Source organism: Psychrobacter nivimaris (assembly GCF_009812035.1).
Lineage (GTDB): Bacteria > Pseudomonadota > Gammaproteobacteria > Pseudomonadales > Moraxellaceae > Psychrobacter > Psychrobacter nivimaris.
In genome coordinates this window covers 105,389-131,860 of the sequence record NZ_VZIZ01000009.1, presented here as the reverse complement: position 1 = coordinate 131,860, position 26,472 = coordinate 105,389, and the positions used below count along the sequence as shown (strand labels likewise).

The 26,472-nt window shown below is 43.3% G+C and carries 22 protein-coding genes and 1 pseudogene; 12 read left to right on the top strand and 11 right to left on the bottom strand.

What is annotated here, in order from left to right; all coding sequences use genetic code 11:
- The first annotated feature begins 13 nt into the window (after positions 1-13).
- Positions 14-2,287 carry a cation:proton antiporter gene (locus FQV37_RS04470; protein ID WP_160021452.1) on the top strand — a complete coding sequence of 758 codons (2,274 nt, stop codon included), beginning with the start codon at positions 14-16 and terminating at the stop codon, positions 2,285-2,287.
- A gap of 152 nt (positions 2,288-2,439) precedes the next feature.
- Here FQV37_RS04470 and tmk read toward each other — a convergent pair whose 3' ends face one another.
- Together tmk and mltG are read right to left on the bottom strand one after the other, a co-directional pair.
- On the bottom strand, positions 2,440-3,171 hold the full coding sequence (tmk, locus tag FQV37_RS04465) for a dTMP kinase (RefSeq protein ID WP_240990941.1): 732 nt from the start codon (positions 3,169-3,171) through the stop codon (positions 2,440-2,442).
- A gap of 88 nt (positions 3,172-3,259) precedes the next feature.
- On the bottom strand, positions 3,260-4,549 hold the full coding sequence (mltG, locus tag FQV37_RS04460) for an endolytic transglycosylase MltG (protein WP_102078673.1): 1,290 nt from the start codon (positions 4,547-4,549) through the stop codon (positions 3,260-3,262).
- A gap of 170 nt (positions 4,550-4,719) precedes the next feature.
- On the opposite strand from mltG, the gene FQV37_RS04455 reads away from it, so the two are divergent.
- Positions 4,720-5,484, top strand: coding sequence for a DpnI domain-containing protein (locus FQV37_RS04455; protein WP_102078672.1), 765 nt, complete (start codon positions 4,720-4,722; stop codon positions 5,482-5,484).
- Here the strand turns inward: FQV37_RS04455 and FQV37_RS04450 are convergent.
- Entirely contained in the window at positions 5,476-6,042 is a 567-nt protein-coding gene (locus FQV37_RS04450) for a hypothetical protein (protein ID WP_160021451.1), read from the bottom strand. The genes FQV37_RS04455 and FQV37_RS04450 overlap by 9 nt on opposite strands.
- A 143-nt stretch (positions 6,043-6,185) precedes the next feature.
- Here FQV37_RS04450 and FQV37_RS04445 point away from each other — a divergent pair, with 143 nt between their 5' ends.
- Positions 6,186-6,383: a DpnD/PcfM family protein gene (locus FQV37_RS04445; protein ID WP_227526663.1), complete on the top strand. Its 198-nt coding sequence runs from the start codon at positions 6,186-6,188 to the stop codon at positions 6,381-6,383.
- Between the two features lie 3 nt (positions 6,384-6,386).
- Here the strand turns inward: FQV37_RS04445 and FQV37_RS04440 are convergent, their stop codons facing one another.
- Together FQV37_RS04440 and FQV37_RS04435 are read right to left on the bottom strand one after the other, a co-directional pair.
- Positions 6,387-7,415 carry an aminotransferase class IV gene (locus FQV37_RS04440; protein ID WP_228706754.1) on the bottom strand — a complete coding sequence of 343 codons (1,029 nt, stop codon included), beginning with the start codon at positions 7,413-7,415 and terminating at the stop codon, positions 6,387-6,389.
- A 3-nt stretch (positions 7,416-7,418) separates the two neighbouring features.
- On the bottom strand, positions 7,419-8,081 hold the full coding sequence (locus FQV37_RS04435) for a hypothetical protein (protein ID WP_057757980.1): 663 nt from the start codon (positions 8,079-8,081) through the stop codon (positions 7,419-7,421).
- A 490-nt stretch (positions 8,082-8,571) separates the two neighbouring features.
- Here FQV37_RS04435 and aroE point away from each other — a divergent pair, with 490 nt between their 5' ends.
- Entirely contained in the window at positions 8,572-9,435 is an 864-nt protein-coding gene (aroE, locus tag FQV37_RS04430; protein WP_102078670.1) for a shikimate dehydrogenase, read from the top strand.
- A gap of 25 nt (positions 9,436-9,460) precedes the next feature.
- Here the strand turns inward: aroE and FQV37_RS04425 are convergent, their stop codons facing one another.
- Positions 9,461-10,582 (bottom strand): FUSC family protein, encoded by a 1,122-nt coding sequence (locus FQV37_RS04425; RefSeq protein WP_102078684.1) that lies wholly within the window; start codon positions 10,580-10,582, stop codon positions 9,461-9,463.
- A 381-nt stretch (positions 10,583-10,963) separates the two neighbouring features.
- On the opposite strand from FQV37_RS04425, the gene FQV37_RS04420 reads away from it, so the two are divergent.
- Together FQV37_RS04420 and FQV37_RS04415 are read left to right on the top strand one after the other, a co-directional pair.
- A complete protein-coding gene (locus tag FQV37_RS04420; RefSeq protein WP_101204591.1) occupies positions 10,964-12,784 on the top strand; it encodes an acyl-CoA dehydrogenase C-terminal domain-containing protein in 1,821 nt (606 codons plus the stop codon).
- A 115-nt stretch (positions 12,785-12,899) separates the two neighbouring features.
- The gene (locus FQV37_RS04415) at positions 12,900-13,370 is read left to right on the top strand and encodes a hypothetical protein (RefSeq protein WP_160021450.1); all 471 of its coding nucleotides are present in this window, start codon (positions 12,900-12,902) and stop codon (positions 13,368-13,370) included.
- A gap of 110 nt (positions 13,371-13,480) precedes the next feature.
- Here FQV37_RS04415 and FQV37_RS04410 read toward each other — a convergent pair whose 3' ends face one another.
- From FQV37_RS04410 to ybaK, 3 genes and pseudogenes are all read right to left on the bottom strand, one after another.
- Positions 13,481-13,855: a 5-carboxymethyl-2-hydroxymuconate Delta-isomerase gene (locus FQV37_RS04410; protein ID WP_114701367.1), complete on the bottom strand. Its 375-nt coding sequence runs from the start codon at positions 13,853-13,855 to the stop codon at positions 13,481-13,483.
- A 51-nt stretch (positions 13,856-13,906) separates the two neighbouring features.
- Positions 13,907-14,564, bottom strand: a pseudogene (locus tag FQV37_RS04405) (IS1595 family transposase).
- 219 nt (positions 14,565-14,783) lie between these two features.
- Complete coding sequence (gene ybaK / locus FQV37_RS04400; RefSeq protein WP_160021449.1) at positions 14,784-15,272, bottom strand: Cys-tRNA(Pro) deacylase; 489 nt, start codon at positions 15,270-15,272, stop codon at positions 14,784-14,786.
- Positions 15,273-15,663: 391 nt separating this feature from the next.
- Here ybaK and plsB point away from each other — a divergent pair, with 391 nt between their 5' ends.
- Complete coding sequence (plsB, locus tag FQV37_RS04395; RefSeq protein WP_420876976.1) at positions 15,664-18,309, top strand: glycerol-3-phosphate 1-O-acyltransferase PlsB; 2,646 nt, start codon at positions 15,664-15,666, stop codon at positions 18,307-18,309.
- A 259-nt stretch (positions 18,310-18,568) separates the two neighbouring features.
- On the opposite strand, the gene ettA is transcribed toward plsB, so the two are convergent.
- Entirely contained in the window at positions 18,569-20,230 is a 1,662-nt protein-coding gene (ettA, locus tag FQV37_RS04390) for an energy-dependent translational throttle protein EttA (protein WP_160021447.1), read from the bottom strand.
- Between the two features lie 402 nt (positions 20,231-20,632).
- On the opposite strand from ettA, the gene FQV37_RS04385 reads away from it, so the two are divergent.
- From FQV37_RS04385 to FQV37_RS04370, 4 genes are all read left to right on the top strand, one after another.
- Positions 20,633-21,883, top strand: a complete 1,251-nt coding sequence (locus tag FQV37_RS04385; protein ID WP_240990940.1) for a flavin reductase family protein — start codon at positions 20,633-20,635, stop codon at positions 21,881-21,883.
- A 141-nt stretch (positions 21,884-22,024) separates the two neighbouring features.
- The gene (locus FQV37_RS04380) at positions 22,025-23,473 is read left to right on the top strand and encodes a fatty acid desaturase family protein (RefSeq protein WP_160021446.1); all 1,449 of its coding nucleotides are present in this window, start codon (positions 22,025-22,027) and stop codon (positions 23,471-23,473) included.
- A gap of 200 nt (positions 23,474-23,673) precedes the next feature.
- Entirely contained in the window at positions 23,674-23,967 is a 294-nt protein-coding gene (locus FQV37_RS04375; RefSeq protein ID WP_160021445.1) for a GNAT family N-acetyltransferase, read from the top strand.
- 157 nt (positions 23,968-24,124) lie between these two features.
- Positions 24,125-24,418: a 4a-hydroxytetrahydrobiopterin dehydratase gene (locus tag FQV37_RS04370; protein WP_057757953.1), complete on the top strand. Its 294-nt coding sequence runs from the start codon at positions 24,125-24,127 to the stop codon at positions 24,416-24,418.
- A gap of 132 nt (positions 24,419-24,550) precedes the next feature.
- On the opposite strand, the gene FQV37_RS04365 is transcribed toward FQV37_RS04370, so the two are convergent.
- Positions 24,551-24,706 carry a DUF1328 domain-containing protein gene (locus FQV37_RS04365; RefSeq protein ID WP_082624527.1) on the bottom strand — a complete coding sequence of 52 codons (156 nt, stop codon included), beginning with the start codon at positions 24,704-24,706 and terminating at the stop codon, positions 24,551-24,553.
- Between the two features lie 472 nt (positions 24,707-25,178).
- On the opposite strand from FQV37_RS04365, the gene FQV37_RS04360 reads away from it, so the two are divergent.
- On the top strand, positions 25,179-26,465 hold the full coding sequence (locus tag FQV37_RS04360) for a saccharopine dehydrogenase family protein (protein ID WP_160021444.1): 1,287 nt from the start codon (positions 25,179-25,181) through the stop codon (positions 26,463-26,465).
- Positions 26,466-26,472 lie beyond the last annotated feature (7 nt).

Here is a 26,472-nt window from a genome sequence, read left to right as displayed (position 1 = left end):
AAAGGATTAATTTATGGATACCGCCCTTTTGCTATCCGGCGTGGTTGGGATTGGCATTGCCGCCCAATGGTTGGCTTGGTATTTAAAGCAACCATCCATTTTATTTTTATTACTGATTGGTATTATCGTCGGGCCAGTGCTGGGTGTATTTGACCCAGATTTGGTATTAGGCGAGCTGATGTTTCCTTTCATCTCTTTGGGCGTGGCAATTATCCTATTTGAAGGATCGCTAACGCTAGAGTTCGATGAGATTAAGCAACATGGTACCGTGGTACAGATGCTGGTATCGGTCGGTGTACTGATTACCATTGCTATCGTGGCCCTATCGACTTATTTACTATTCGATGTCGATCCATTGATTGCTCTACTCTTCGGTGCACTGGTCTGTGTGACTGGTCCAACGGTCATTATGCCACTGCTGCGTAGTGTACGCCCTAACAAAACCATTTCCAACATCTTGAAGTGGGAAGGTATTATCATTGACCCAATCGGCGCTATCGCTGTGGTATTGGTCTATGAGTACATTATCTCAGGCGGCGAAGCCAGTAGTATTCTACTGTTTGCTAAGATTGTCGTATTGGCGACTGCAATGGGTATGGCGGGCGCTTGGTTACTTGCGTTCCTTATGCGCCGTCATATGATTCCTGAGTTCTTGCGTAATGTTTTTACTCTAGCATTTGTACTGGTGTTATTTTCGATATCAAATCATTTGGAGCATGAATCAGGTCTATTAACTGTCACAGTATTGGGCGTGGCATTGGCAAACTGGCCAAAATTCCCACGTGAGACGATTTTAGAGTTCAATGAATCGTTAACCATTTTGCTGATTTCAGTGCTGTTCATTATTCTGGCGGCGCGTGTAGAGTTGGCAAGTTTGCTCAGCGTTGGTTTTGCAGGGTTAGTGCTGCTCGCTATCGTGATGTTTGTCGCACGTCCACTATCAGTCTGGGCATCGGCTATCGGCTCTAACCTTAAGACCAATGAAAAGCTGATGATTAGCTGGATTGGCCCACGTGGTATCGTTGCTGCTGCCATCTCATCACTGTTTGCGATTCGTTTGCAAGAGTATGATATCCAAGGCGTAGAGCTACTTGTACCGCTCGTATTTATGGTTATCATCGGTACGGTCATGATTCAAGGTCTAGGTGCAAAGGTCGTCGGTAATTTACTTGGCGTACGTGAGCCTGAGACCAACGGTATCCTTATCGTTGGCTCAAACCCAATTGCATTATTGATTGCTACCTCTCTAAAAGACCAAGGCTTTGATGTCATCGTTGCGCACAATAATTACACCAATATTGCACGCGCACGCATGAGCGGTCTGCGTACTTACTTTGGTAATCCTATCTCTGATCACGCAGATCATCATCTAGATCTGATCGGTATTGGTCGCTTGTTTGCGATGAGTATGGACAAAGAAATGAACACGTTGTCCGAGATTCACTATCGTCATGAATTTGGCGAGCGTAAGCTATACCGTCTTAAATTCAGTGATGAGAAAGTCAAAAGCGAGCGTGATGACAAGCAATCGAACTTCCACTCACAGTGGTTGTTTGGCAAAGATGTGACCTATACCAAGCTTGCCAGTATGTTGTCCAAAAAAGCTCGAATTAAGATTACCAACATCACGGATAGCTATAGCTTTGAGCAGTATAAAGCCGACAATAAGCAATTTGTACCGCTATATACCGTCGACAAAGAAGGCAAACTGCACGTTATCACAGATAAGTTTGACGGTACTGTCCCTCGTGACCGTAAGCTTATATCGCTAGTGGTAGACGATGAAGTACAGCCGAAGCCAGTCGATGTAACGCCTAAGCAAGAGCAGGCTCGCATGGCAGCTGATGCTAACTTTGAATCTAACTCAAAAGCACCTGAAAAGCGCAAAGAGCAAGAGCCTAGCCCTGATGACAGTCAGACAGCAGCGCCAGAGTCTTCGGTAGATAGTGACAAAAATGATGAGCAAAACACTGCCAATCAGTCATCAACTACCCAAAGCAGTAGCACTGAGACTAAGTCCTCTTCTAACACTACTGTAGAGAAAAGTGGGCCAGTAGAAGAGCCAAAAACGTCTGCTACTAATGTGGATAATAAAGGCGTCATGTCTGCAAACTCGACAGCGACTTCGAAGACCAAAACCTCTACGAACAGTAATGGCAATGGTAGTGCGCCCAAAAACAAAAAAGGAGCACTTGACCCAAATCGTCTACCTGACTCTGCTCAGGATAGCGATGCCTCTATCGCTACTACTGAGGATGTAAAAGTAGATAAAATAGATGACAAATAACGTGCATAGTTATCCACTTTATTGATTTGATAATGAAAGATTTACCTAAATAAAAAGCCCCAGCATATTGCTGGGGCTTTTTGTTAGTGCTAACTGACTGTCTAACTATCGGTACATCTAACTGCCTTATAAATCTATTTGGCAAAATTTAGTTATTTGATATCGAATCTATCTATAACTGTCTGCCATATACGCGCACTCACATCATCCGTACTGCCCAATGCATCAATACGCTGTATGCGCTCAGGATACTCGCTCGCTAGCTGGCTAAAACCAGTATGCACCCAAGTAAAAAACTCGGTAGCCTGCTGCTCAAAACGATCTGCTGCACTGCGCTTGTTGGCACGCTTCATGCCTTCGGCTACTGGCAAATCCAACCACAACGTTAGCTCAGGAAGCTGCGTCACAAATTGTTTGATAAGCATATCTATTTTGCCGCGTACCAACTCGTCGCCATACGCACGCCCAAAGCCCTGATACGCAATAGTAGAGTCGGTAAACCTGTCACATATTACCCAAGTGCCATTTTGGAGCGCTGGTAAAATGACTTGCTGCATGTGATCACAGCGCGCCGCAAACAATAGCAGCAGCTCGGTATCGTCTTCGATATCTGTCGCTGGGTCCAATAATATATCACGTAACTGTTCGGCAAATGGACTACCACCCGGCTCACGAGTACGTAGATACGAGATGCCATTAGCTTCTAACCGCAAGCATAACTGTTCAATCGCGGTAGTTTTTCCCACACCTTCGGTTCCTTCAAAACTAATAAAGCGGCCTAACGTAGGTGCCGTCTCCGTATTTGAAGCACTTGTTTCAGGTAGATTCGATGATGGGGTGTTGGTATGTGACGGTGTTGTGCTGGTGTGCATAGATACTGACATGATATGACCTTATGTCATTGATGAGCGCTACCTCTACTTTGTAGCACTCAATAAACGATAAGTTTTTTAAGAAGATTAAGAAGGATATTTACTGCGGCGGCGTTTGAGATTTTTTCTCACGCATAACACTGAGATAGTCTTTTACCGCTTGGTTGTGTTCAGCCAAGCTATTGGTAAATTTGTGCCCACCATTGCCCGTTGCCACAAAATACAACGCTTCACTATCGGCAGGATGTAAAGTCGCTTCGATAGAGGCCGCTGATGGTAGCGCAATTGGCGTTGGCGGTAAACCATCAATTTGGTAGGTGTTGTAAGACGTTTTTTCATTGATGTCTTTGCGGCGGATATTACCATCATAACGACTGCCCATACCATAGATAATAGTCGGGTCCGTCTGCATACGCATGTTCTTATTCAAGCGATTTCTAAATACGGCAGAGACTAAAGGACGTTCATCAGCTACGCTGGTCTCTTTTTCGATAATAGATGCCATCACTAACGCTTCATATGGACTCTTATAAGGGAGGTTCGGTGCACGATTTTCCCACGCATCAGTCAGTACCTGCTGCTGACGATTATACAAGTCAGTCAATACTTTTTTATCGCTAGTTCCTTCACCATAATAATAGGTATCAGGCGCGAACCAACCTTCAAGATTATAGTTAACAATTGGGTCACTGCTATTAGCCACACTATCTGGCAGTACACCCGTCAAATCCAATGCTTGTGCAATACTCGCATTGTCACTATCTGCGGTCAGTACTTCTTTTTCGATTTTGTCATTATCACGCAGCGCTTGATAAAGGTCTTTAGATGTCTTACCTTCGATGATCTGTACCTTGACCATGGCTGCTTTTGCGCCTTGACCTAGTATCTGTAGCGCCTCAGCGATAGTCGGGTTTTCGGGTAGTTTATACGTACCAGCATGCAACGGCGCATCGACTTGTGATTTGATATATAGCTTGGCCACGCCTGCCGAAAACAACGGAATCTGCTGCTGCCACTGCGGTAGTAGACCATAATACGTCTGACCTGGTTCAATCGTGACCATTTGCTGCGGCTGCTCGATACGACCAAACAACGTCTGATAAACCATGACTAAGAAAAATGCAGCAATAAGCCCCAACACTAGCAGCACTTGATAGCCGCGTTGCATAAAAAACGATGGGTTATTGACTTTATATTGACGCGGTTTACTGTTGCCGCTGATAAGCGAGACGTTGGTTGCTGGCGTTGCTGATGTGTCTTCCACCTCATCTACCACTGGTTGCGCGTCCGGCAGCGTGGTATCGACACGCTCCTCGACTGTGCCATCTTGTTTGTTTGACGGCGACTCATTGGGACGTTCAGGTGGTATATTGGGTGTAGGCTTGCTCATGGCAACTCGCGAGGCAGATGTTTGCTAGAATTTAGCACTGAACCGTGCGATTTTCAATGGTATTTGCTTAGCTTATGAATTATCTTGCTATTGATAGCAGTTTATATGGCTTAATACTTAGGTGTTTTTTTCAATATTCTCAGCTTATCTATTAATAATGAAAATATCTTATGAACCTACATTTCAACCAAAGTCTTGCTAAAAACTATCACTCTGAACCTCAAAAAGTTCGTGTACTCAGTGAAGCATGGGTAAAAGAAAATAGTTACTGCACCAATTGTAGCGCCCAATCGCTAGCTGAGTTTGCTAATAACAAACCTGTCGCTGATTTTTATTGCGGAAATTGTAATGAGCAATATGAGCTAAAAAGTAAAAAAGCCAAGTTAAGCAATGTTGTCAATGATGGCGCTTATAAGACGATGATTGAGCGTATCAATAGTAAGGACAATCCCAGCTTTTTCTTTTTAACCTACTCAAAAGAATACACCGTCAATAATTTTCTGATTATTCCCAAGCATTTCTTTACACCCGATATTATTGTTAAGCGTAAACCCTTATCAGTGAATGCCAAACGAGCAGGTTGGGTTGGTTGCAATATTGACTTACGCCAAGTACCCGAATCAGGCAAAGTATTTTTGGTCAAAGACCAACAAGCTATACCGCGTGAAAGCGTTACCCAACAGTTCCAAAAGACTTTATTTTTACGCAAACAATCTATGGCTTCACGCGGTTGGACACTCGATGTCTGGCAATGTATTGACCGTCTCGATGTCAGTTTTTCTCTCAATCAGGTCTATGCTTTTGCTGATGAGTTGCAGCTCAAACATCCTGAAAACAACCACGTAAAAGATAAAATCCGCCAACAGTTACAAGTATTACGAGATAAAGGCATCATTGAATTTGTGAGCCGTGGTCATTATCGAAAGTTATACTAGTCGCTTCTCGTTGTAGTGCTTAGGTTTTGGCTGTCCCTTTTTGTCACGGTATACATCGGCAATCAGCTCATCTCTATCATCCCATAGTGGTAATCGCGCAGTAGCCACAAGGCGCTGATGAAACTTATGCGCTGGATACTCCCAATCAATCTCATCATTAATTTTGAAAAAATGCTCTTCACGATAGTCAATATAAGCATGCAATCGATTACGCACATAGCAATTCCACTGCCATAACAGCTGTACCGATTTGCGTACAGGTTTGGTAAAAGGAATGAGATTAACCGTCAATGCACACATCACCAATTCATCATTAGGAATAACGTCGATACCCTGCTCGATGACTTCTTTTCGCGTATGCGCATACTCAAACATACCACCAAAAGCCACAAACCTTTTAAGGTCTTTTGAATATATGACACCAAAAGCCAATTGAGTATAAGGCGACAAATGCACGATTTCATTAGGCTTAGCTTTGGCCAATCTACAAATTTCATCAAACACCATCAAACGACGGATTTGTAGCGGGATACTTTCATCTTCATAAACTTCGTACATTGGCTTATCTCCTTATTAGATAAGCAGCATTGATCGATTTGCTTTATGACACAAGTCTGCGTAACAAAAGACGATCACTTCTTTTGATGGCTTTTGCTAATCTACTTGGTATTGATGACTGAAGTGATATATGAGAATCGAGTGTGAATATAATAATAAAAGATAAAAAGGCAGCACAAACCTTTCAAGTTGAAATTGTCGAAACATTAAGCACTATCGTGGATGTTGTCGCAGAAGATGAGCAAAGTGCCCTTTTGAAAGCGCAAGAGATGTATAGAAATGAGCAAGTGGTTTTATATCCAGATGATTTTATTGATACCCAATTCAATATCTTTCAATAACAGCTAGGCAGATTCAAAATCCACAACATCACCTGACAATAACGTCAGACTGCTCATTGGCATGATACCGCGCAGTGCATTGCAAAAGAAAAGCTGCGTTAATTTAGGCAAATCTTCATCTCGTAGCGACCTGATTCTGACTGGATATTGCGTCGTGGATAGTGCATCTATAATTACCTGACGCATGACGCCAGCGACACCCGATTGAGCCATAGAAGGGGTGTACCACTGACCGGTGGTTAGGTAATCTTCATTATCTTTATGAATACTAGAGGTAGTTTTGGATTCCGATAGCGACTCTTCTGCCAATTGATAGAATACATTACTCATCGTACCCTCAACCCACTGCCCGCTCATATCGCGTAGTAGTCCTTCACCAAGTGTTGAAGCAAGCTTTGATGCCAATGGCTCAGATTTTATACGTTGTAGCTCACCACTAGCGAGAACATTATCTAAACGATTAAGGCTCTTGAGACCTGCCAGCGGTGGCGGTAAGCAAGCAATCTGAGATGACAAGCATATTGCCGAAGCAGAAGGTTGGATAGGTACTAGGTTGCCATCAGGCAAAGACAGTTGCAGCGCAGTAGAAACTCTCATTGCAGTAACCTTTAGCCATATCTCACAGTCGCTACCATTTGTACTAGGTGTATAGCCATAACCGCGCACATCCTGCGCAGCGCGAGTAACTATTAGCTTTAGCATACCCTGCTCTAATTGCTGGGCATACAGCTGCAGTACTGCTAATAGCTCTTCGCTATTTATGTTTAGCTGCAAGGCTTCAGCATGAGAGACAAGCCGCTGATAATGATAATCTGACCATAGTATCAACCCATCGATGACACCTATAGTAGTAAAGAAGCCGTCAGCGTATGCCAGCCCGCGATTATCTAAAGACATGGTTACCGTTTGGCTAGTCGACCTACCCTCTTCGGTCACACTGCTGTCTTTGGTCAAACTACTATCATCGGTCACACTGCTGACTTGTGGATACAGACAAACCCAGCCGTTTGGCACTGACGTCATATCGGTCATGATTTAGCTATTGTCTGTTTGAGCGGCGGCTTTATTGATCACCAGCATGCAGCTATAAAACTCGCATTTTGCCAGCTCTATTTTTTGTCCACCGACGATTCGGTTTTTGATGATTTGGCTATTTAGCATATCAGCAACCATTTTTCCGCCATCATCACCCATCAATTGACGCGATAGTTGATAGGCTTTTTTGGCGTGGTTTTGGCTTAGCTCTTTTTCTTTGTCTGTGTCAGTAGGATTGGCATAATACCAGCCTAGCTCTAGATATTTTTCAGAGTCGATGATATCCAGATAAGGCGCGTCCGTTTTCATAAAGCGATATTTTGCCGCTGGATTACTGGCATAGTCTAGGCTGTTTTCGTCAGTGCTCATCACTTCGCCAAACACCGATTTTATACTATCTAACTCATCCACAGCGAGCGACTCAACCTTATCCGTACCCCATGCTGCGACATCATATCTCACTGGCGTGCCTTGCTGAGCAGTGGCACCATCTAGGTCAGGATTGTTTGCGCTGTCCTGTACTGGCTCATTCGTTGTTGCCTGCTCAGTGGTCTCAGCATCTGGATTTGGAGCATCTTCTTTGGTGCTATCACAGCCACTGAGCGTCACACTAACTGCCATTATCGTACCGACTAGAAGGGTCTGTAGGTTAGGATTCCACATGGATAATTTACTCACACTTTTAGATTGATCTCGAAATAGTATTAACGAGCTGGCAGGAACGCCGCTGATAACGAATAGTTTTCAATAAAGAGCATATTTCACAAACATTATAATCTAGCAGTCATTACAGCATATTGATATAGGTTTCCATATTTTATAGTTTACCCAACTGCTCAGCACTTGACTACCTTTTACGTTACGCGGAGCACTCCCCGAGAGTACAGATTTGTTAAATATATAACGTACTAAAACGACCTTCTCTTTAGTAGAAAGTAGAAAACTGCTTGCGCGTGTTTTGCGTATGTTTGCTTCAATGTCAGAATTTATTTTCAGAAGCGATAAGGCAGCCTCTGATTAACGCTGTCACTTTCTAATCATTGATTGGTGATAGCCTCTTGGTTTGTCAATCATAGCGTTATCCCTTATGATGATTGAACGCCACTTATTGCTTCTTTGATAGTATTTTTATTTTTTAGCCAGCGGACTATTTATGACCCAACACTTTATCGTTATTGGCAATCCAATCGCCCATAGTAAATCTCCTGAGATTCATGAGCAGTTTGCTGTACAAGCAGGGATTGATATTAGCTATCAGCGTCAGTACTGTCCTGATGATGCCGCCAGTTTTACAGCTGTCGTTGAGGCGTTTTTTTGCGGTGGCGGTGTGGGCGCTAACGTGACGGTTCCTTTTAAACAAGTCGCTTATGACTGCTGCGCAGCGCGTGGTGGTTTATCAGAACATGCCAAGACGGCAGGTGCAGTCAATACGTTACTATTGAACAAAGCACTACTAGAAAGCGGCGTGCCAATCACTGATGCACTCTATGGTGATAACACGGATGGACAAGGACTTATCAATCACATTATGAGTCTGGACTGGCCGCTGACCGATGCTCGTGTGGCGCTAATAGGTGCAGGCGGTGCAGCGCGTGGCGTGGTATTACCGTTATTTGAAGCAGGTATTGGCTCTCTCACGATCGCCAATCGCACCGTGTCTAAGGCAGCCGATTTAGTAAATGAGTTAAGTGCGGCCAGCTCAGTAATCGACGACCAAAATATCGAGGTTTGCGCGACCAATGAACTCAGTGGCGCTTTTGACATTATCATTAATGCCACTTCTATTGGCTTGTCAGGTGATACGTTGCCGTTGGATGATGCTCTAAACTGTCAATACGCTTATGACATGATGTATGGTCGTCCGCTGCCATTCTTGCAGCATTTTGCTGCTCGTGGCGCACAGATCTCTGAAGGCTACGGTATGCTTATCGGTCAAGCCGCTTTAAGTTTTGAGCGTTGGACTGGGCATACTATCGATGTCGCACAAGCGACAACAGCGTTAAATAAAGACCGTTAATCAAAGAGAATGCATTGTAAAGCTATTAACTAAAACGCAGTAATAGCCAATTTTCAAAACGGCGCAGCGGTACACGCAATCGCGTAGAGTGTATCGCCAGACCACCGCTCAATCCAATCACGCAGCCGAGCGCCGTATCAATCATACGCGCTTGGATAACGTCCCCAGCGACGGGAGGCACTGACATCGTACTACCATACTCGGCGATAAATATCGTCAGCGGCGTGATAAATATCACCGCCAGTCCATAATGCCGATCGACAAACGATTCAATCAAAAACATCATACATAGTATTGCTATAGCGATGCCCCATCCTGATAGTCCCCAAGACAGCATCCAGCCCGCCACGCCCATGCCAGCCAACGTACCCAATAAACGGTGCAACTGTTTGATCCACATGGTTCGTAGCTGCATACCTTGGATGATAATAAAGCAGCTCATCGCTGCCCAGTATGGATAAGGCAGCTCTAATAGAACGGCAACGACCAATGCCAAACTAACGAAACTTACCACGATCAGACTATCGCTAATCATATCAGGCTGATAATCATAGACAGGGACAGAAGCAACAGGACGGGCCGCCAATAAGAACAAACTATAGAGTAGCGCTAGCAACATCGAGGAGCCACTACCCAATATCACAAGCCCTATCGCTGAGAGCACTTGATCAATCGGCACGGGGATAAATAGCGCAATCGCACCCGCCATCAATACAAACAATCCCGCTGGTGGTGGTTGCCGATAATAACGACCTAACATCACCACGCTAATCCCAATCAGCATAAACACAGGCAGCCGCAACACTGGCATCAGCTGCGCGATCAGCCCCAGTGCAAAGCTGAGTATCATCGCAAAACCCCAAGCCATGACCGTCACTAGCCGATGTGGTAGCCCTCCTGCAAATGGTAGGTTTAGAATAATCATCGAGCCTAGCGATGCTTTGATACCTGAAGACAAGTCACCAAAATAAGCCCCTACAAACACCGGAAAGCTAATCGCAATCGCCGCGATGATGGGCATATGCCATGGTCGCTGACTGCGATTGACTGTGAGTAAATGATTCAGCTCACCATCGATTAACCACTTAATACGAGTTAATAATGCGCTCAACCAAGAGGCTCGCTGTTGCTTTTTTGAGGTGCTCATAAATGGCTTTCCTATTTGATAAGTCCATTTTTCTTTGAATTTAAATGAGTCTACATAACCCTTTATAGAATAATTTCAAGCGAAGATACAATTTACCTATACAAACTAAAATGAATTAATAACATAATTAATCATGAATAATAGTTATTAGTTGTATATTTGTCGCTGTTTAAGATTTATAATCATATCAACGCCATAACAGCTGTCCGCCACTAAAGGCGTTCTAATAACTAATACACTAGAAAGCTGTCCACTAATAATTCACTTGATGACTAATATAACGTCTAGCTCATCCAAAATAAGTAAATATCGCTTACATAAGTTGTGACTCAAATATTGCGCCATAAGTCTATGATAGCGAACTAACCAAAGAGAGCGATTATGTTAACTTACAAAGCCCCCTTACGTGATATCAAATTTTTGATTAATGATGTATTTGACTATCAGACGCATTATAAAAGCTTAGACAACGGCGAAAACGCTGATCCTGAAACTGTAGACATGATTCTACAAGGTATGGCTGATTTTGCTGAAAACGTCATTGCCCCGCTCTATCAATCAGGTGGTGAAGAAGGCTGTCATTTCGAAGATGGCGTCGTGACCACGCCAAAAGGCTTCAAAGAGGCTTATGACCAGTTTGTAGAAGGCGGCTGGCAAGGTATTTCATACCCTGAAGAATTCGGTGGTATGAATCTGCCAACGTCAATCAACCTTATCAAATCTGAGATGATCGGTACTGCTAACTGGTCATGGTCAATGTATCCTGGTCTATCAACAGGTTGTATCAACACATTGCTTCAGTACGGTACTGACGAGCAAAAAGCACTTTATTTACCTAAACTGGTCGAAGGCTCATGGGCAGGTACCATGTGTCTGACTGAGCCACAGTGTGGTACGGATTTGGGTCAAGTTAAATCAAAAGCCATTCCACAAGATGACGGTACCTATAAAATCAGCGGTACCAAAATCTTTATCTCAAGCGGTGAGCATGACTTAACAGACAACATCGTCCATATCGTCCTAGCACGCCTACCAAATGCACCAGAAGGCACACGCGGTATCTCACTATTTATCGTACCAAAATTCACCCCGAATGCTGAAGGTGAAGCTGGCGAGCGCAATGCCGTAGTTTGTGGTTCAATCGAACACAAAATGGGCATCAGCGCATCTTCGACGTGTGTATTGAACTTTGATGGCGCAGTCGGCTACCTAATCGGCGAACCGCATAAAGGCCTAAAAGCCATGTTCACTTTTATGAATACGGCTCGTATCGGTACTGGTATCCAAGGTCTAGCTCATACTGAGCTTTCTTTCCAGAATGCACTACCATATGCCAAAGAACGCCGTTCTATGCGTACGCTATCTGGTACTAAAGATCCTGAAAAAGTTGCTGATGCTATCATCCATCATGCAGACGTACGCCGTATGCTACTGACGCAAAAAGCCTTTGCTGAAGGTGGTCGCTCAATGATTTATCATTCAGCACGTTATGCCGACAAAATGGCACAAGGTATTGTCAATGGCGATGATGAAGAGTTCGAAAAATGGGATGATAAATTAGGCTTCTACACGCCAATCCTAAAAGGCTTTTTGACTGAGCTAGGTATCGAAGCTGCTAAACATGGTCAGCAAGTATATGGCGGTCACGGTTACATCAAAGAATGGGGTATGGAACAAATTGCTCGTGATGCCCGTATCGCAACGATGTACGAAGGAACCACTGGCGTACAGGCACTTGATCTATTAGGCCGTAAGGTTATCTTACAGTCTAAAGGTAAGATTATCCGTGACTACACGTCAAGTATCATGAAATGGTGTGGCGAGTACGCACTCGATAAAGAAATGCGTAAATTTGTTTGGGCACTGACCAAACTATGTGCTGAGTGGAACACCTTGACGGTACGCTTGATGCTGATGGCACGTAAAGATCGTGAAATCATCTCAGCAGCGTCAGAGGACTTCCTAATGTACTCAGGCTACGTAATGATGGGTTATCATTGGGCTCGTATGGCAGCGGTCGCTTATGAAAAGCTAGAAAATGGCGGCACAGAAGCACCAGAATTCTACAAAGCAAAAATTCAGACTGCTGAATTCTACTTTGATAAGTTGCTACCACGCACGTCTGGTCACGCAGAAGCGATGGTTGCCCCAAGCGAAAGCATGACATCAATGGAAATCGATCACTTTGCTTTCTTAGACTAATACTGCATCGATGATCAATAAAAAAGCGCCTATCATTTAGGCGCTTTTTTATGTTTAACTGAAAGTATGCTTATTCATAACAATAGACATTAACTAGCAAGTTTAGGAGCAAGCTATGCTAATACCCCTTCATAAAGCTGCCTCGCTAGCCGCACGATTTATGCGAACACTGGCAATTAGTACTGCGGTGGTGAGTATCGCTGCAAATAGTGCAATTGCAAAAAATAGCGACACCCCTCTTCATTTTTCGAAAGGTGCTATTAGTAGCGTCATCACTGGTAAATTAAATCCCAATAACGATGAACGTTGGTATCGTTTTGACGCTACAAGCGAGCAATATACCGTGATAAATATTACCCCATTTGCGGGAACATCTGAGACTGCTAATGTCGGTGTATTACATATGCCGAATGGTACGCAAGATGGCAGTAAAGGCGGTATCGTCTATCAAGGCTGCTTACCTGCGACGGGAACATATCGATTGCGTATCGCCCGTAATCTCATGGCCACTGAAGGCAAAATTGCGGGTTACAAGGTTGAAGTGATGATACTACCAACATATGCCAGTCAGCCTTTATGCAAATGATGATAATCATTTAAGGTTGGCAACCTTAGCCTACGAGCAGTCGCTTTTTTAAGCAAATAGTTTTTGAGAAGGTGGTTTTTAAAGGACAGTTTTTAAAAGGACAGGTACTGTTAGCTACCAAGCATTTTCTTATGATAGACCTCACTTATCTCTTCAACTTCTACGCATATCTGCAATGCCGCACGCCCTGACTGCTCTGCGCCTATTTTTGCCTCGATAGTAGCGACCAACAGCTCAGCCAACTGGTCACGAGTGGCCATATCACGTCCGCTCATCAGCTTTAGGTGGGCATAAATAAATCCATTGGCCTGTTCATCGTCTTCAACACCTACTAGAAATGACTTAATAGGCACAATGCGTGCTTTGATATCAGCAGGCTGCTTGAACTGACCACTATCCCACAATGCTTTGTTTAGCGATTTGAGCAATGATTCTTCGTGAGCGATACTGACGTTGGGTGTCACTTGAATGGTTAGATGTGGCATGAGCATGTCCTTAAATGTAGATAAAAATAATGGGGCTGTAGTAGATAAGGATTAAATATCACACCATTTTCTCAAGGTTTTCAGCTGATTAGATGGTGAGCCATAGTTGAATCTAAACTCGCACTCTTTTAAAAACAAATGGAAGTTCTTCTTATTGATCCCATTATACTTTCTGAGTGTTCGTTTGGACTGATTCCAGAAGTTCTCAATGCCATTGATGTGATTGTTCTTACCGCAAATGAACTCTATAGAGTGATTGACTCTGAAATGTTTAAACTCACTCACATCTAATGCATTGTAACTTCGATAGCTATCCGTATAAACAAAGCTGTCAGGCTTGATTTTACGCTTAATAACAGGCATTAGGGTAGTCTGTTTGGTGTCTGCTACGACAATGGTATAAACCTTACCGTTTCGTTTTAGAATACCAAATACAGCGGTTTTACCAGCTGCCCCGCGACCTCTTTTGCCTTTGCGTACACCGCCAAAGTAACTTTCATCTAATTCGACCTCACCATCAAAAAGCTCATCAGCTTCTAATGAGAGATGGTAATCTATCACAAGTCTTATTTTATGATAAAAAAGTGCAGCAGTATTAGGCTGAATATCAAGCAAATCTGCGGCTGTTCTAGCAGTCACTTCAGCCGTAAAAAAACTCTAACAGCCTTCGCTGTGCTTTTTTACTTAGTTTACAACGGGTTATCTTCATAAAAGTAGTCTAGCATAGTGCTTATCTACTACAGCCCCAAAATAATAGATAAGCTGGCGTATAAGTCTACGCCTTATCGCTATGGTCAATCTACAACAATCTTGCGCCAAAATATCTTCAATACAAGCGAATCCAGTATAGATTACTCATGAATATGCTTAGCGAAATTGTCGATATGGCCATTTTATACTAGGCAGATTACAACCTCCGTATAATCTTTTATTCATCAGTGATATCACTAAAGCAAGCATCAAGCGTTGCGGCCAACTGTGCAGGCGGCAATTCAATCTCTAGACCACGGCGACCCCCACTCACATAGATAGTGGCCTGATCTTGAGCTGTGCTATCTATCACGGTTTTTAGTCGCTTTTTTTGACCCAGTGGACTGACACCGCCCAGCACATAGCCCGTGCTGCGCTCTACTTGTTTGGGGTCGGCCATCTGTACTTTTTTGCAAGATAGCAGTTTGTTAGAAGATAGCGCCTTAGCCATTTTTTTAAAGTTAAGTGTCTTGTCGACTGGCAATATCGCCACAGCAAGTACACCCGTATCAGTGGTCACCACTAGAGTTTTAAACACCTGTGTCACCGCTACGCCAAGTTTTTCTGCGGCTTCTAAACCAAACGATACGGCATTGCTGTCGTGAGTATATTCGTGTACTTGGTAATCAAGGTTACGTTTTTTGGCAAGATCGATAGCTGGAGTCATAAGTTTTAGGCTTAATAAAATGAAATTGAAAAATAGACGCTATATTTATGAGTCATCGGTGATATAAATATATTATTACCCTAAACATGTGAACTTTCAAATGTTTGAGCATTTTGTATAATTGGTCACTCACTACAGCGTAACCAAACCGTATTAATATTGGTAGTATATACAGACACTATATATCGCTTTGGTGGCTTTTATGGCATCATAAGCGCAACATATTTGACTATTTTTGATACTGATTATGATACCGAAGTTCTTAAAAAAACGGATTTTTAAAGCGCCAGTCGCGACTGATGGCACTGCTAAAACTGTTGGCAATGCAATCGCTACTAAGCCTTATTCTAATGCACCGATCAATCAGCTGTATCGTAAGCTGTCAGGTCAGATGCTCGATATCGCCGTAAAACCTAAGTTATTAGGCGAGCTACCTGAGTTCGACAATGATGATCAGACGCTACGGTTTTATGTACTACAGGACTATTCTCGTTCAAACAGTATTCTGATTGACTTGCAGACGCAAGAGCACAACTTACCGCCAGCACTGGTTGGAGTAAATGATGCCGCCCATAATATTAAAGAAAATGCGGCCATCATATTTTTGAATCACCCAAGTGCTAAAGACAGCCAATTGTCACCTCGCCTTTCTCGCTTAGTGTCTGCTGTATTGCAATATCCGGAGTTAAAGGTACGTCTAGTGCCCGTATCGATTCTGTGGGGACGCGCACCTGAAAAAGAAGATTCGTTATTTAAGCTACTGACTGCTGACAACTGGCAAGATCCTAGCATCACTAAGCAATTATTTAATATCGGGGTGATGGGCCGCGACACTTTTGTACAGTTTCACCCACCGCAAGACTTACGTACCATTATCAACGATAATCTCAAAGGCGACGTGGAAGGACCTGCTACCTTTGACTCAGTTGCTACAGATGCCCTTAAAGCAGATTTAACAGCGGCGGATTCACTCGATACAGAGTCAACGGCTACTAACAGTGATGACGCAACTGACGCTGCGCAGATACCAAACTATGCGCTAGTCGCATCGGCTGATAGTAATCGTGAACTGGTTCGTATGTTGCAGCAGCAATTGTCGATTTATTTAGATAAGCAGCGCGCTAGTATGCTTGGCCCAGATCTATCAGATAGACGTAACTTGGTAGACAAACTGGTGTACTCGCCAGCTATTAAGCATGCGATTGAGATGGAAGCGGCCGAGAAAGGGACTAGCGTTCGAGAAGCTCGCAGTCAGGCCAGAGGCTATGCTAATGAGATGGTCAATGACTACTCTCATTCTATCATCCGTGGTTTTTATAAATTTTTGACATGGTTGTGGACGCAGTTGTATGACGGCGTAGAAGTCCATCATTTCGAGCGAGTACGTGACCTTGCGACCGATTATGAGCTGATTTATGTGCCTTGTCATCGCAGCCATGTCGACTATCTATTACTGTCTTATGTCATCTACAAACGTGGCCTGAGTATCCCTTATGTCGCTGCTGGTGACAACTTAGACGTGCCCGTATTGGGGCCATTACTACGCGGCGCCGTTGCATTCTATATTCGTCGTAGCTTCCGTGGTAATGCCCTCTATACCGCAGTATTGCGCGAGTATATGCACACCCTTATTACCCGCAATACACCGATTGAATACTTTATCGAAGGCGGTCGCTCACGCTCAGGTCGCCTGCTACCGCCAAAGATGGGCATGCTAGCGATGACGGTACATAGTCAGTTACGCCATACCAATAAGCCTGTGGTATTTATTCCGACTTATATTGGTTACGAGCGCATCATGGAAGGCGGCACCTATGTTGGTGAGTTAAAAGGTAAGCCAAAAGAATCTGAATCGCTCATCGGTTTACTAAAAGTTGGCCGTAAGATTGAGCGTATCTTTGGTAATGTGCATTTAAGCTTTGGCACACCGCTGCACCTTAGCGATTTTATGACCAAGTTTGACGTGCCAGCCAATAGCTTGCCTGCCGATCGTACTGATACGCCACTCGATGACAAAACCAGTGCCATGGTCGATAACATCGGCGTAAAAGTCATGCAGCACATCAATAAAGCCGCTGTGGTCACGCCAGTATCACTATTGTCACTGGTATTGCTTTCAGCACCGAAAGCAGCATTAGATGAAGATATCTGCCGTGAGCAAATCGCCCTCTATCAAGGTCTTGCTCAGCAGCTATCCTATTCAGAAGATACCGTCATCACTGAGATGAGCCCGCAGCAAATCATTGATTATGGTATTAAGCTTAAGCTTATTGAGCGTACGCCGCATATCTTGGGTGACATCATTCAAGTCGCTGGTAAGCAAGCAGCGTTACTTAGCTACTTCCGTAATAATATATTGCATGTCTTTATTTTATTGTCGTTCTTATCTGCCTTAGTAGCTCGTAATGGCCGTATCGAACGCAGTCGTCTAGACAGTATTGCCGAGCAATTATATCCATTCTTACAAAGTGAGCTGTTCTTATACTACCCAGCACATGGCTTGGCCGAGACGCTCAACAAAAAAATCGACAGCCTACTCTCTCATGGATTGATTGTTGAATTGAGTGACGGTGTCCTTAGCGTGCCCGAGTCTAATAGCAAGTGCTATCAGCAGCTACAAGTACTCGCTACACCTGTCGAGCAGAGCCTTGAACGTTACTTTATGACGCTGGCACTACTGGCTCAGCAAGGCTCGGGCAATCTAACCGAAAACGAAGTCGTTGACTTGTGTCATCTGCTTGGGCAGCGTTTGTCTGTGCTGTATGCCGACGACATCCCTGACTTCTTTGACCGGGCATTATTTACCAGCTTTATCAGTGCGTTGACGCGTCTTGATTACTTGCAGAAAGATGATGAAACAGGGGTATTAACCTTTGATCATCGCATCAATGACATCGCCCATCATGCCAAGTACGTCCTAACGCCTGATATGATGCAAATCTTGCAACAAGTGGCGAGCTTAGATGAAGAAGAGATTACCCATGCGATTACTGAGATTAGCAATAAAAAGCAGCGTAAATTTGGCCGTAAACGTTAATTTATAGCAGCTACCTTGATTATCTTAAGTACAAAAAAAGACCTCTAATTGATCAGAGGTCTTTTTTATTATCAATTTTAGATTCCTAAACAGCCAATTTTTATTAGCTGCTAGATAGTTATAGTCAAAATATCCTAAAAACGCTACGGTATTGCTGATATCAATTTTTTGTAGCCTCTGTCTGCGTAGGCACAGCAAGCAAGAAAAATTAATATCAGCAGCGCGTGATGTATCGATATTACTTTTCGCTGACTATATCCTAGGTAGTAATCTTTTTATACTTCATACGCTTAGGAGTAGCATCATCACCCATGGTCTTTTTGCGATAGGTTTCAAACTCAGAATAGTTACCATCGAACCAAACTGGGCCTTCATCTTCGAATGCCAAGATATGAGTCGCGATACGGTCAAGGAACCAGCGATCATGCGAGACCACCATGACGGTACCTGGGAATACTTGAATCGCATCCTCTAGGGCACGTAGGGTTTCGATGTCCAAATCGTTTGAGGGTTCATCAAGAAGCAATACGTTTGCGCCCTGCTTTAGCGTCTTAGCAAGCTGCAAGCGGTTACGCTCACCACCTGATAATTGACCGACATGCTTTTGCTGATCTGAGCCTTTAAAGTTAAAACGTCCGATATACGCGCGGCTTGGCGTGGTGTAATCACCAACGGTAATGATATCAAGGCCGTCAGAAACTTCTTCCCATACGGTTTTGTTATCATCTAGATGATCACGTACCTGACCAACATAGGCAACTTTAACACTTTCACCCAAATCAACTGAACCTGTATCTGGGGTATCGCGCTCAGTAATCATGTTAAATAGCGTGGTCTTACCTGCACCATTTGGACCGATAATACCAACGATACCACCAGCTGGTACGTTAAAGCTTAGGTTTTCATACAGCAGACGATCGCCGAATGATTTAGAGATGTCATTGATCTCAATAACCTTGTTACCCAAACGTGGACCAGGTGGAATATAAATCTCAGAGGTCTCATTACGTTTCTGGAACTCAGTTGAGTTCAATTCTTCAAAACGCTGTACACGAGATTTAGACTTAGCCTGTTGGCCTTTTTGGTTTTTACGAATCCACTCAAGCTCTTTTTTCAGCGCTTTAGCAAATGACTCTTCTTGCTTATTCTGCTGCTCTAGACGCGTGTTCTTTTGCTCTAGCCACTCAGTATAGTTGCCTTCATACGGATAGCCATGGCCACGGTCAAGCTCCAAAATCCACTGAGCAACATTATCCAAGAAATAGCGATCATGGGTAATGGCAACGATAGTACCGCTGTAATTCTGCAAGAACTGCTCTAACCACGCAACAGACTCGGCGTCCAAATGGTTGGTTGGTTCGTCAAGTAATAGCATATCAGGGCGCGACAATAGCAGACGACATAGTGCCACACGGCGTTTTTCACCACCAGACAGTTTGCTAACGTCCGCATCCCATGGTGGCAGACGGAGCGCATCGGCTGCTTTTTCTAGCTGGTTATTTAAGTTGTGCGCATCCCAAGACTGGATGATATCTTCCATCTTGCCTTGCTCTTCAGCAAGCTTATCAAAATCAGCATCAGGCTCTGCGTATTCAGCATAGATAGCATCTAGACGTGCAAGCGCATCTAATGCTTCGCGCATACCGTCTTCGACATTACCACGAACGTCTTTGCTGTCATCTAGCTGTGGTTCCTGTGGCAGATAGCCAACTTTGGTACCTGCTTGCGCGCGTGCTTCACCACTAAACTCAGTATCCACGCCTGCCATAATACGGAGCAAGGTTGATTTACCTGAACCGTTGATACCCAAGACACCAATTTTGGCACCAGGGAAAAACGATAGGTTGATATTTTTTAGGATTTCACGCTTAGGGGGAACAAGTTTTGACACGTTGTTCATCGTGTAAATATATTGAGCCATTAACACTCCGATAGACTGCATAGAAGAGAACAGCAAATGCAACTCAGCGATGATGCCAAGCGTGCCGTACCTCAAAATCAGGGTTACAAATTATAGGTCATTATCGCATTGTGGCGCATACCCTGCAAGCTGACAGGTTGTTTTACCAGTTGTTTTACTGTTTTTGACAGCAGGCTATGCCTTTTGGCTATAAAACTCGCTTTAAAAAATAACTCAAGGAGTCTTATCTTAATGAACTAACTTAACATTTTGATTCATTAGCGTTTTATAAAGACCACAAAAAATAGCATCAAAACTTTCGCAAATTTAATCAATAGCCGTTAGCATATTAGTGTGGCTTAACAAGGTCTATCGGCTCGATTTCATTTTCGATTATTAGAATGAATTATGAACTGACTTTGTATGCGTTACATCATTCACTTTCATAGCAATCATACAGGTACTGATAATATGGCCAACGGCTATCGCCCTGAAATTATTCAACGTGCGTTTGTCGATTTTATCGGATCGCGCTTACATCCGTTTTGGTCATTGACGACTCCTAAGTTACGCCTGATCGCACGCTATACATTAAGTGATAATTTGATAGCACTTCGTTTTGAGACCAATAGAGCCTTTAAACAGCAGACTTCTGAGATGATGGGTGGTTGGCAAGGCGGTCAATATCTTGATTTGCGCGTTTGTATCGATGGAGTTTATCACCAGCGTAGCTACTCGATAGTGGGCTTGGCGCATCAACCCCTCTGGTGGCTCGACGATGCTACCGAGAGACATACGGCAGACCAACGTCATACGGTAACTATCGCGATTAAACCACAAGGGTTGGTATCTGACTATTTAACTAAGCAGATGCCACTGGCTAGTGTCGTTGACACAAGCTTGCCACTTGGAAATTTCACTTTGGAACAAACCTCAATACTAAGGCAGCAAATATCAGAGAATAAGCAACCCTCTCCTTTGCTATTCATCGCTGGTGGTAGCGGTATCACGCCTATGCTCGGACTTATCACTCAAGCCTTGAGTAATGGACATCAGGTAACGCTGTTGCATTATAGTCGGACTGTTTCATCCAAGCTGCAACATCAATGGCAACAGCTGAGCGATATATATCCAGACTTTATTTATTATCTAATCCATACTGAAGATCCGACTACCTATTTGGCTGTTACAAGATACTTAAGTGCAGAGGGTCTGCTGTCGCTAAACTTACCTCTAGCAGATACGCAAATATTTGCCTGCGGTTCACAAGCGTTATTAGCTGGCTTATATAAAGCCGCCGCAGAGATAACCTTACCTATAGACGAACAGCTGCGCGATAAAATCATCGTAGAGAACTTTGGTAATGCCCTAGCTAATGTTGATAACGATAGCAATCAAATATTTGACAAAACGATACCTGTAGAAGAACACACTGTCTATTTGCGGTCACGGCAGCGGCAATTTGTCAGTGACACGACCATACTGACTGCTGCTGAAAATGCAGATATACGACTAGCATATGGTTGTCGGCAAGGTATTTGCCAGTTGTGCCGCTGTAATAAAGTCAGCGGCGTGGTCAAAAACGTCCAAACAGGGAAAGTGAGTGGTGATGGTTACGAGTCTATTCAGACTTGTATCAACATTGCCATGACTGATGTGGTACTCGATGTTTAATGACTGGCTTAATAGAAAGCATATGCTAGACAACCTATGAGAAATAAAAGACAAACGTCACTTTATAGGCTAAAACTCAGATAACTTATCAAACCGGATGCAGTGCTGCTTATTCATGCCGTTTCGGTTAAGGATTTATTTATGCGCTTATTACCACCCGTTACTACGCCACAATCTGCTGTGCCTATCTTGACGCACCTGTCCGATACACAGCTAGCGAAAAACGCGCCTCTGCCTTTGACGCCGCAAACGCCGTACTCGCAGCTTAATGTTGAAGCAATCAATGATAGCGATCAGTCAGACACGTTAATACGGACTCGCTACCCAACGTTGACTGGCGCACCTTTATCAAAGCTTCAAAGTGATGCTTTAGCCGTAGAGCTCAATGCCCTATATAAAAGCGTCATGGACTCGCTAGGCAGTAAGGATGCACGCTATATACAGCGGATATATGCCACCGTGGTATATAGTGAAATTATCGCCCGTGGTCTACTTGCAGCGGCTGGGCGTATGCCATCGAAACGCAGTCTAGTCGCTACTTGGCTACTAGGCACGTCTTTACTTAGCTTTAGCAAAATATTGAACAACATGGAGCTGGGTCATAACGTCATGCATGGTCAATATGACTGGATGCAACACCCGCACCTTAATAGTCAAAAATTCGACTGGGATATTGTCTGCCCTGCTCCATTATGGCAACACTCTCATAATTATCTACATCATACTTTTACCAATATTGTTGGCCGTGACCATGACGTAGGCTATCACTTAATTCGAGTGACTGACGAGCAGCCTTGGACGCCAGAAGATCGCTACAATATGTTTAGTACAGCGGTACTGGCATTTGGCTTTGAATGGGCAGTAGCTTTTCACGACATCCAAATCAGTGCCGATGAATACGCTGACTCCCCTGATCTACACAAAATCATGCAACAAAAGTCTCGCGCCTTATTTGCCAAAATTGGGCGACAAATAGGCAAAGACTATATCGCACTGCCATCTGTAGTAGCGCTGACACTAGGTCGTCGTAGCGCCTTGAGTACGTTGAGCGGTAACATGACTGCCAACACTGTCCGTAATCTATGGACGTGGGCGGTAATTTTTTGTGGGCATTTCACTGAGCAAGCGCATATCTATACCCATCTCGATGCCAATGAAAGTAAAGGCGACTGGTATGTACGCCAAATCCTTGGCTCTAGCAATATCAAAGGCAGCAAATGGTTCCATCTTTTGACAGGTAACTTGTCCCACCAAATTGAGCATCATATATTTCCTGATATGCCAGCTGGCCACTATGCAAAGATTGCGCCGCAGGTACAGGCCATATGCCGTAAGTATGGTTTAAGCTATAACACTGGCCACTTTGGCACACAACTCAAGCAAGTACTGGGACGTATTTATCACTTTAGCAAACCTAGTGAAAAAGAATGGCAAGCCTATGTACAGTCAACGAAAAATGCAGATAGTACTACTCATAAAGATGATAGGTCAGCTGTCAATTTAGAAAACAAATTAGCGATAGAGAACACTGATGGTCTCACTCGCTTTTTGCCTCCAGTCGTCCGTAAAGCTATCTCCTATGCATGGTGACATATTCATATTTGCAACTAGATACGGCCATGATAAGGTAGGACAACAAACATAGGTGACGTTAACAGTCGTCCCATCAACCATTACGGTAAGCGTCTAGATTGTTAAGTATCAAAACTACATACTAAACTGGCACTATCGAAATTAATAAAATATTTAGTTCATAATAAAAATTTGATAATAAGAAATGGAGTATATTAGTGAGTAATCAAGCCTCTAAACCAAATCTAGAAATTGTTCATAATCAAGCAGCGAACCGCTTTGAGACATCTATCGACGGTCAGACAGGTTATATTAGCTATCAGGACAGTGCTGACAAATTGGTCTACGATCATACTATCGTACCGCAGCAATTAGGCGGTCAAGGCATTGGTTCAGCACTCGTTAAGCACGCATTGAATTATGCACGTGAGCAAGACAAGAAAGTGATACCACAATGCTCATTTGTCGCGTCATACATTAGCAAACATCCTGAGTATCAAGATTTGATTTAACTAGCTAAGTAATCGGCTCAATTAATTCGTTAACTAGGCTTAGTTAAGTGATATCGGGCGAAGCAGAAAAAATATGTAGATATTTATTTAGCATAGGAGACATACCCTAGTACCACTTTTAATAAACCAATTCGACATAACAATAAAGGTTATTAATATGAGTAGTTTATCTGACAAACAAATCAATCTACAGCTAGAAGAGCTTGCTGGTTGGCAACGTGACGGCAATAGCATCGTCAAAACCTATCATTTTAGCGATTTTATCGAGGCTATGAGCTTTATGAATCAAGCGGCATTTCATGCTGAAGCGCTTGAGCACCATCCAGAATGGCGTAATACCTACAATATCGTTGAAGTTCGTTTAACCAACCACGACACAGGTGGCATATCTAGTCTGGATATTCGTTTAGCCAAACGCATGGAGCATATTATTCAGCCCAAACGGTTGTAGTAGCAAGTCTACAACGTATGCCTTGATGCCGATTATTTTAGCTTTCTAACGATTACCTTCGTTAAAGCAGACAAAAAAGACCCTCAATTGAGGGTCTTTTTTATAGTAGGTATTTACAACGATAAGCTGTGTTTACATCTTACGACTGACAAAGGCAACGATAAACAAAATCACAGCGACTGCTAAGAAAATGTATGCCAAATTAGCAGACAATCCTGCGACACCGCCAAAACCTAGGAAACTCGCTAATAATGCGATCACTGCAAAAATAATAGCCCAACGAAACATAATCTTCTCCTCAAATAATGGTAAAAAACAGATATTAGAATTTATATAGCATCTATTTAACTTGTTTTTATCTAATGCTAGTTATTACTGTTTACGCTTATAGATTAGCAACGTTCCTCTCTAGAAAACGTTCATTTTAGTAATAATACCGGTAGGTTATGTAAAGTTTGTAGTAACTGTTAATGTCTCATACCTCTTTTTCTTTAATAGATGATATTTTCGAAATAGAATTATATTTCTGAATGCAGCGTTATTTAACTGAGAGTTGTTTAACTACATGTTTTTTTACTGAACTCTATTTCTCTAGCTGTATGCAGAACTATTTTAAATTCCTCACGTTATATGTGATGTTGTATGTGAGGTGGGCTGCAAACTATAAACTGTAGCGACCTCACAAACCTCTAACCTAATCAAACGACTTGGTTTATAGTTTACTATCCACCTATTCTCAAATCTATTAAGGACAATACATATGGATACCAATACGGATACTGAAAACCCTACACAAAAAACCAGCAGCGACACACGCCCTTATGCAGTCGTTCTATATGGTGCGACTAGCTTCGTCGGTCAGATCACTGCCCACTATTTAACCAATTTTTTGTCAAATAATAAGAACGAAGATGGCTCAAACGTATCATGGGCGATCGCAGGTCGTGATGAAGACAAGCTCAACAAGTTGCAGGCCAAACTTGAGAGTAAGGTAGACATTATTATTGCTAACAGTAACGATGCTGCCAGCCTTGATGAGATGACCAAACAAACTCAAGTCATCATCTCAACTGTCGGTCCTTATCTAAAATATGGTGAGCCACTGATCAAATCTTGTGCTGAAAACGGTACAGATTATGTTGATCTTACTGGTGAGGCCATTTTCATCAAAGATATGATGGACAAATACCAAGACACTGCCAAGCAAAGTGGTGCTCGTATCGTCAATTCTTGTGGTTTTGATTCTATTCCATCAGATTTGGGCGCGTACTTTACCCAAGCCAAGGCAGAAGAAAAATTCGGCGAGACCTGTAATGTCATTCATATGCGTGTCAAAGCAGCGAAAGGTGGTATCTCAGGCGGTACTATCGCATCGATGGCATCGATATTTGAAGAAGCTGGTGAGGACAAAGCACGTCGCAAACAAGTGGCCAATCCTTATTTGCTAAACGATGATACTGATGCACCAAACGTACGTCAGGACAATGTCAGCAAACCAGTATATGACAGTAATCATAAGCGTTGGTTAGCACCGTTCGTCATGGCGACCATCAATACACGTATTGTCCATCGTACTAATCAATTACTCAGCTATGAGTACGGTCGCGATTTCAAATATGACGAAGCAATGTGGATGAAAGATGGCGTCAAAGGAAAACTGTCTAGCTATGCTATGAGTGCAGGTTTACTAGGCTTTGCTACTGCAATGATGATTAAACCAAGTCGCGAGTTACTATCCAAGCACGTTTTACCAAAAGCTGGTTCAGGTCCTTCTAAGGACGAGCAAGAAAACGGCTACTTTGATATTCGTCACTTTGGCCAAACGGCCAAAAATGACACTATTACTGTTAAGGTAACAGGTGATAGAGATCCTGGTTACGGCAGTACCTCTCGTATGATTTCGCAGGCCGCATTATGCTTGGCACAAGATATCAGCAAAGTGGACATTGGCGGTGGATTCTGGACACCAGCATCTGCGATGGGAGATAAGCTCATAACACGTTTAGAAGCGCATTCTGGTCTTAGCTTTGAAGTGATTGAGAGCTAATCTATTG

Bases quoted from the DNA above. Each gene is read 5' to 3' on its own strand.
- FQV37_RS04470 (WP_160021452.1), top strand. From the start codon at position 14: ATGGATACCGCCCTTTTGCTATCCGGCGTGGTTGGGATTGGCATTGCC.
- tmk (WP_240990941.1), bottom strand. From the start codon at position 3,171: ATGTCAGTATCTATGCACACCAGCACAACACCGTCACATACCAACACC.
- mltG (WP_102078673.1), bottom strand. From the start codon at position 4,549: ATGAGCAAGCCTACACCCAATATACCACCTGAACGTCCCAATGAGTCG.
- FQV37_RS04455 (WP_102078672.1), top strand. From the start codon at position 4,720: ATGAACCTACATTTCAACCAAAGTCTTGCTAAAAACTATCACTCTGAA.
- FQV37_RS04450 (WP_160021451.1), bottom strand. From the start codon at position 6,042: ATGTACGAAGTTTATGAAGATGAAAGTATCCCGCTACAAATCCGTCGT.
- FQV37_RS04440 (WP_228706754.1), bottom strand. From the start codon at position 7,415: ATGACCGATATGACGTCAGTGCCAAACGGCTGGGTTTGTCTGTATCCA.
- FQV37_RS04435 (WP_057757980.1), bottom strand. From the start codon at position 8,081: ATGTGGAATCCTAACCTACAGACCCTTCTAGTCGGTACGATAATGGCA.
- aroE (WP_102078670.1), top strand. From the start codon at position 8,572: ATGACCCAACACTTTATCGTTATTGGCAATCCAATCGCCCATAGTAAA.
- FQV37_RS04425 (WP_102078684.1), bottom strand. From the start codon at position 10,582: ATGAGCACCTCAAAAAAGCAACAGCGAGCCTCTTGGTTGAGCGCATTA.
- FQV37_RS04420 (WP_101204591.1), top strand. From the start codon at position 10,964: ATGTTAACTTACAAAGCCCCCTTACGTGATATCAAATTTTTGATTAAT.
- FQV37_RS04415 (WP_160021450.1), top strand. From the start codon at position 12,900: ATGCTAATACCCCTTCATAAAGCTGCCTCGCTAGCCGCACGATTTATG.
- FQV37_RS04410 (WP_114701367.1), bottom strand. From the start codon at position 13,855: ATGCCACATCTAACCATTCAAGTGACACCCAACGTCAGTATCGCTCAC.
- ybaK (WP_160021449.1), bottom strand. From the start codon at position 15,272: ATGACTCCAGCTATCGATCTTGCCAAAAAACGTAACCTTGATTACCAA.
- plsB (WP_420876976.1), top strand. From the start codon at position 15,664: ATGCTCGATATCGCCGTAAAACCTAAGTTATTAGGCGAGCTACCTGAG.
- ettA (WP_160021447.1), bottom strand. From the start codon at position 20,230: ATGGCTCAATATATTTACACGATGAACAACGTGTCAAAACTTGTTCCC.
- FQV37_RS04385 (WP_240990940.1), top strand. From the start codon at position 20,633: ATGCGTTACATCATTCACTTTCATAGCAATCATACAGGTACTGATAAT.
- FQV37_RS04380 (WP_160021446.1), top strand. From the start codon at position 22,025: ATGCGCTTATTACCACCCGTTACTACGCCACAATCTGCTGTGCCTATC.
- FQV37_RS04370 (WP_057757953.1), top strand. From the start codon at position 24,125: ATGAGTAGTTTATCTGACAAACAAATCAATCTACAGCTAGAAGAGCTT.
- FQV37_RS04365 (WP_082624527.1), bottom strand. From the start codon at position 24,706: ATGTTTCGTTGGGCTATTATTTTTGCAGTGATCGCATTATTAGCGAGT.
- FQV37_RS04360 (WP_160021444.1), top strand. From the start codon at position 25,179: ATGGATACCAATACGGATACTGAAAACCCTACACAAAAAACCAGCAGC.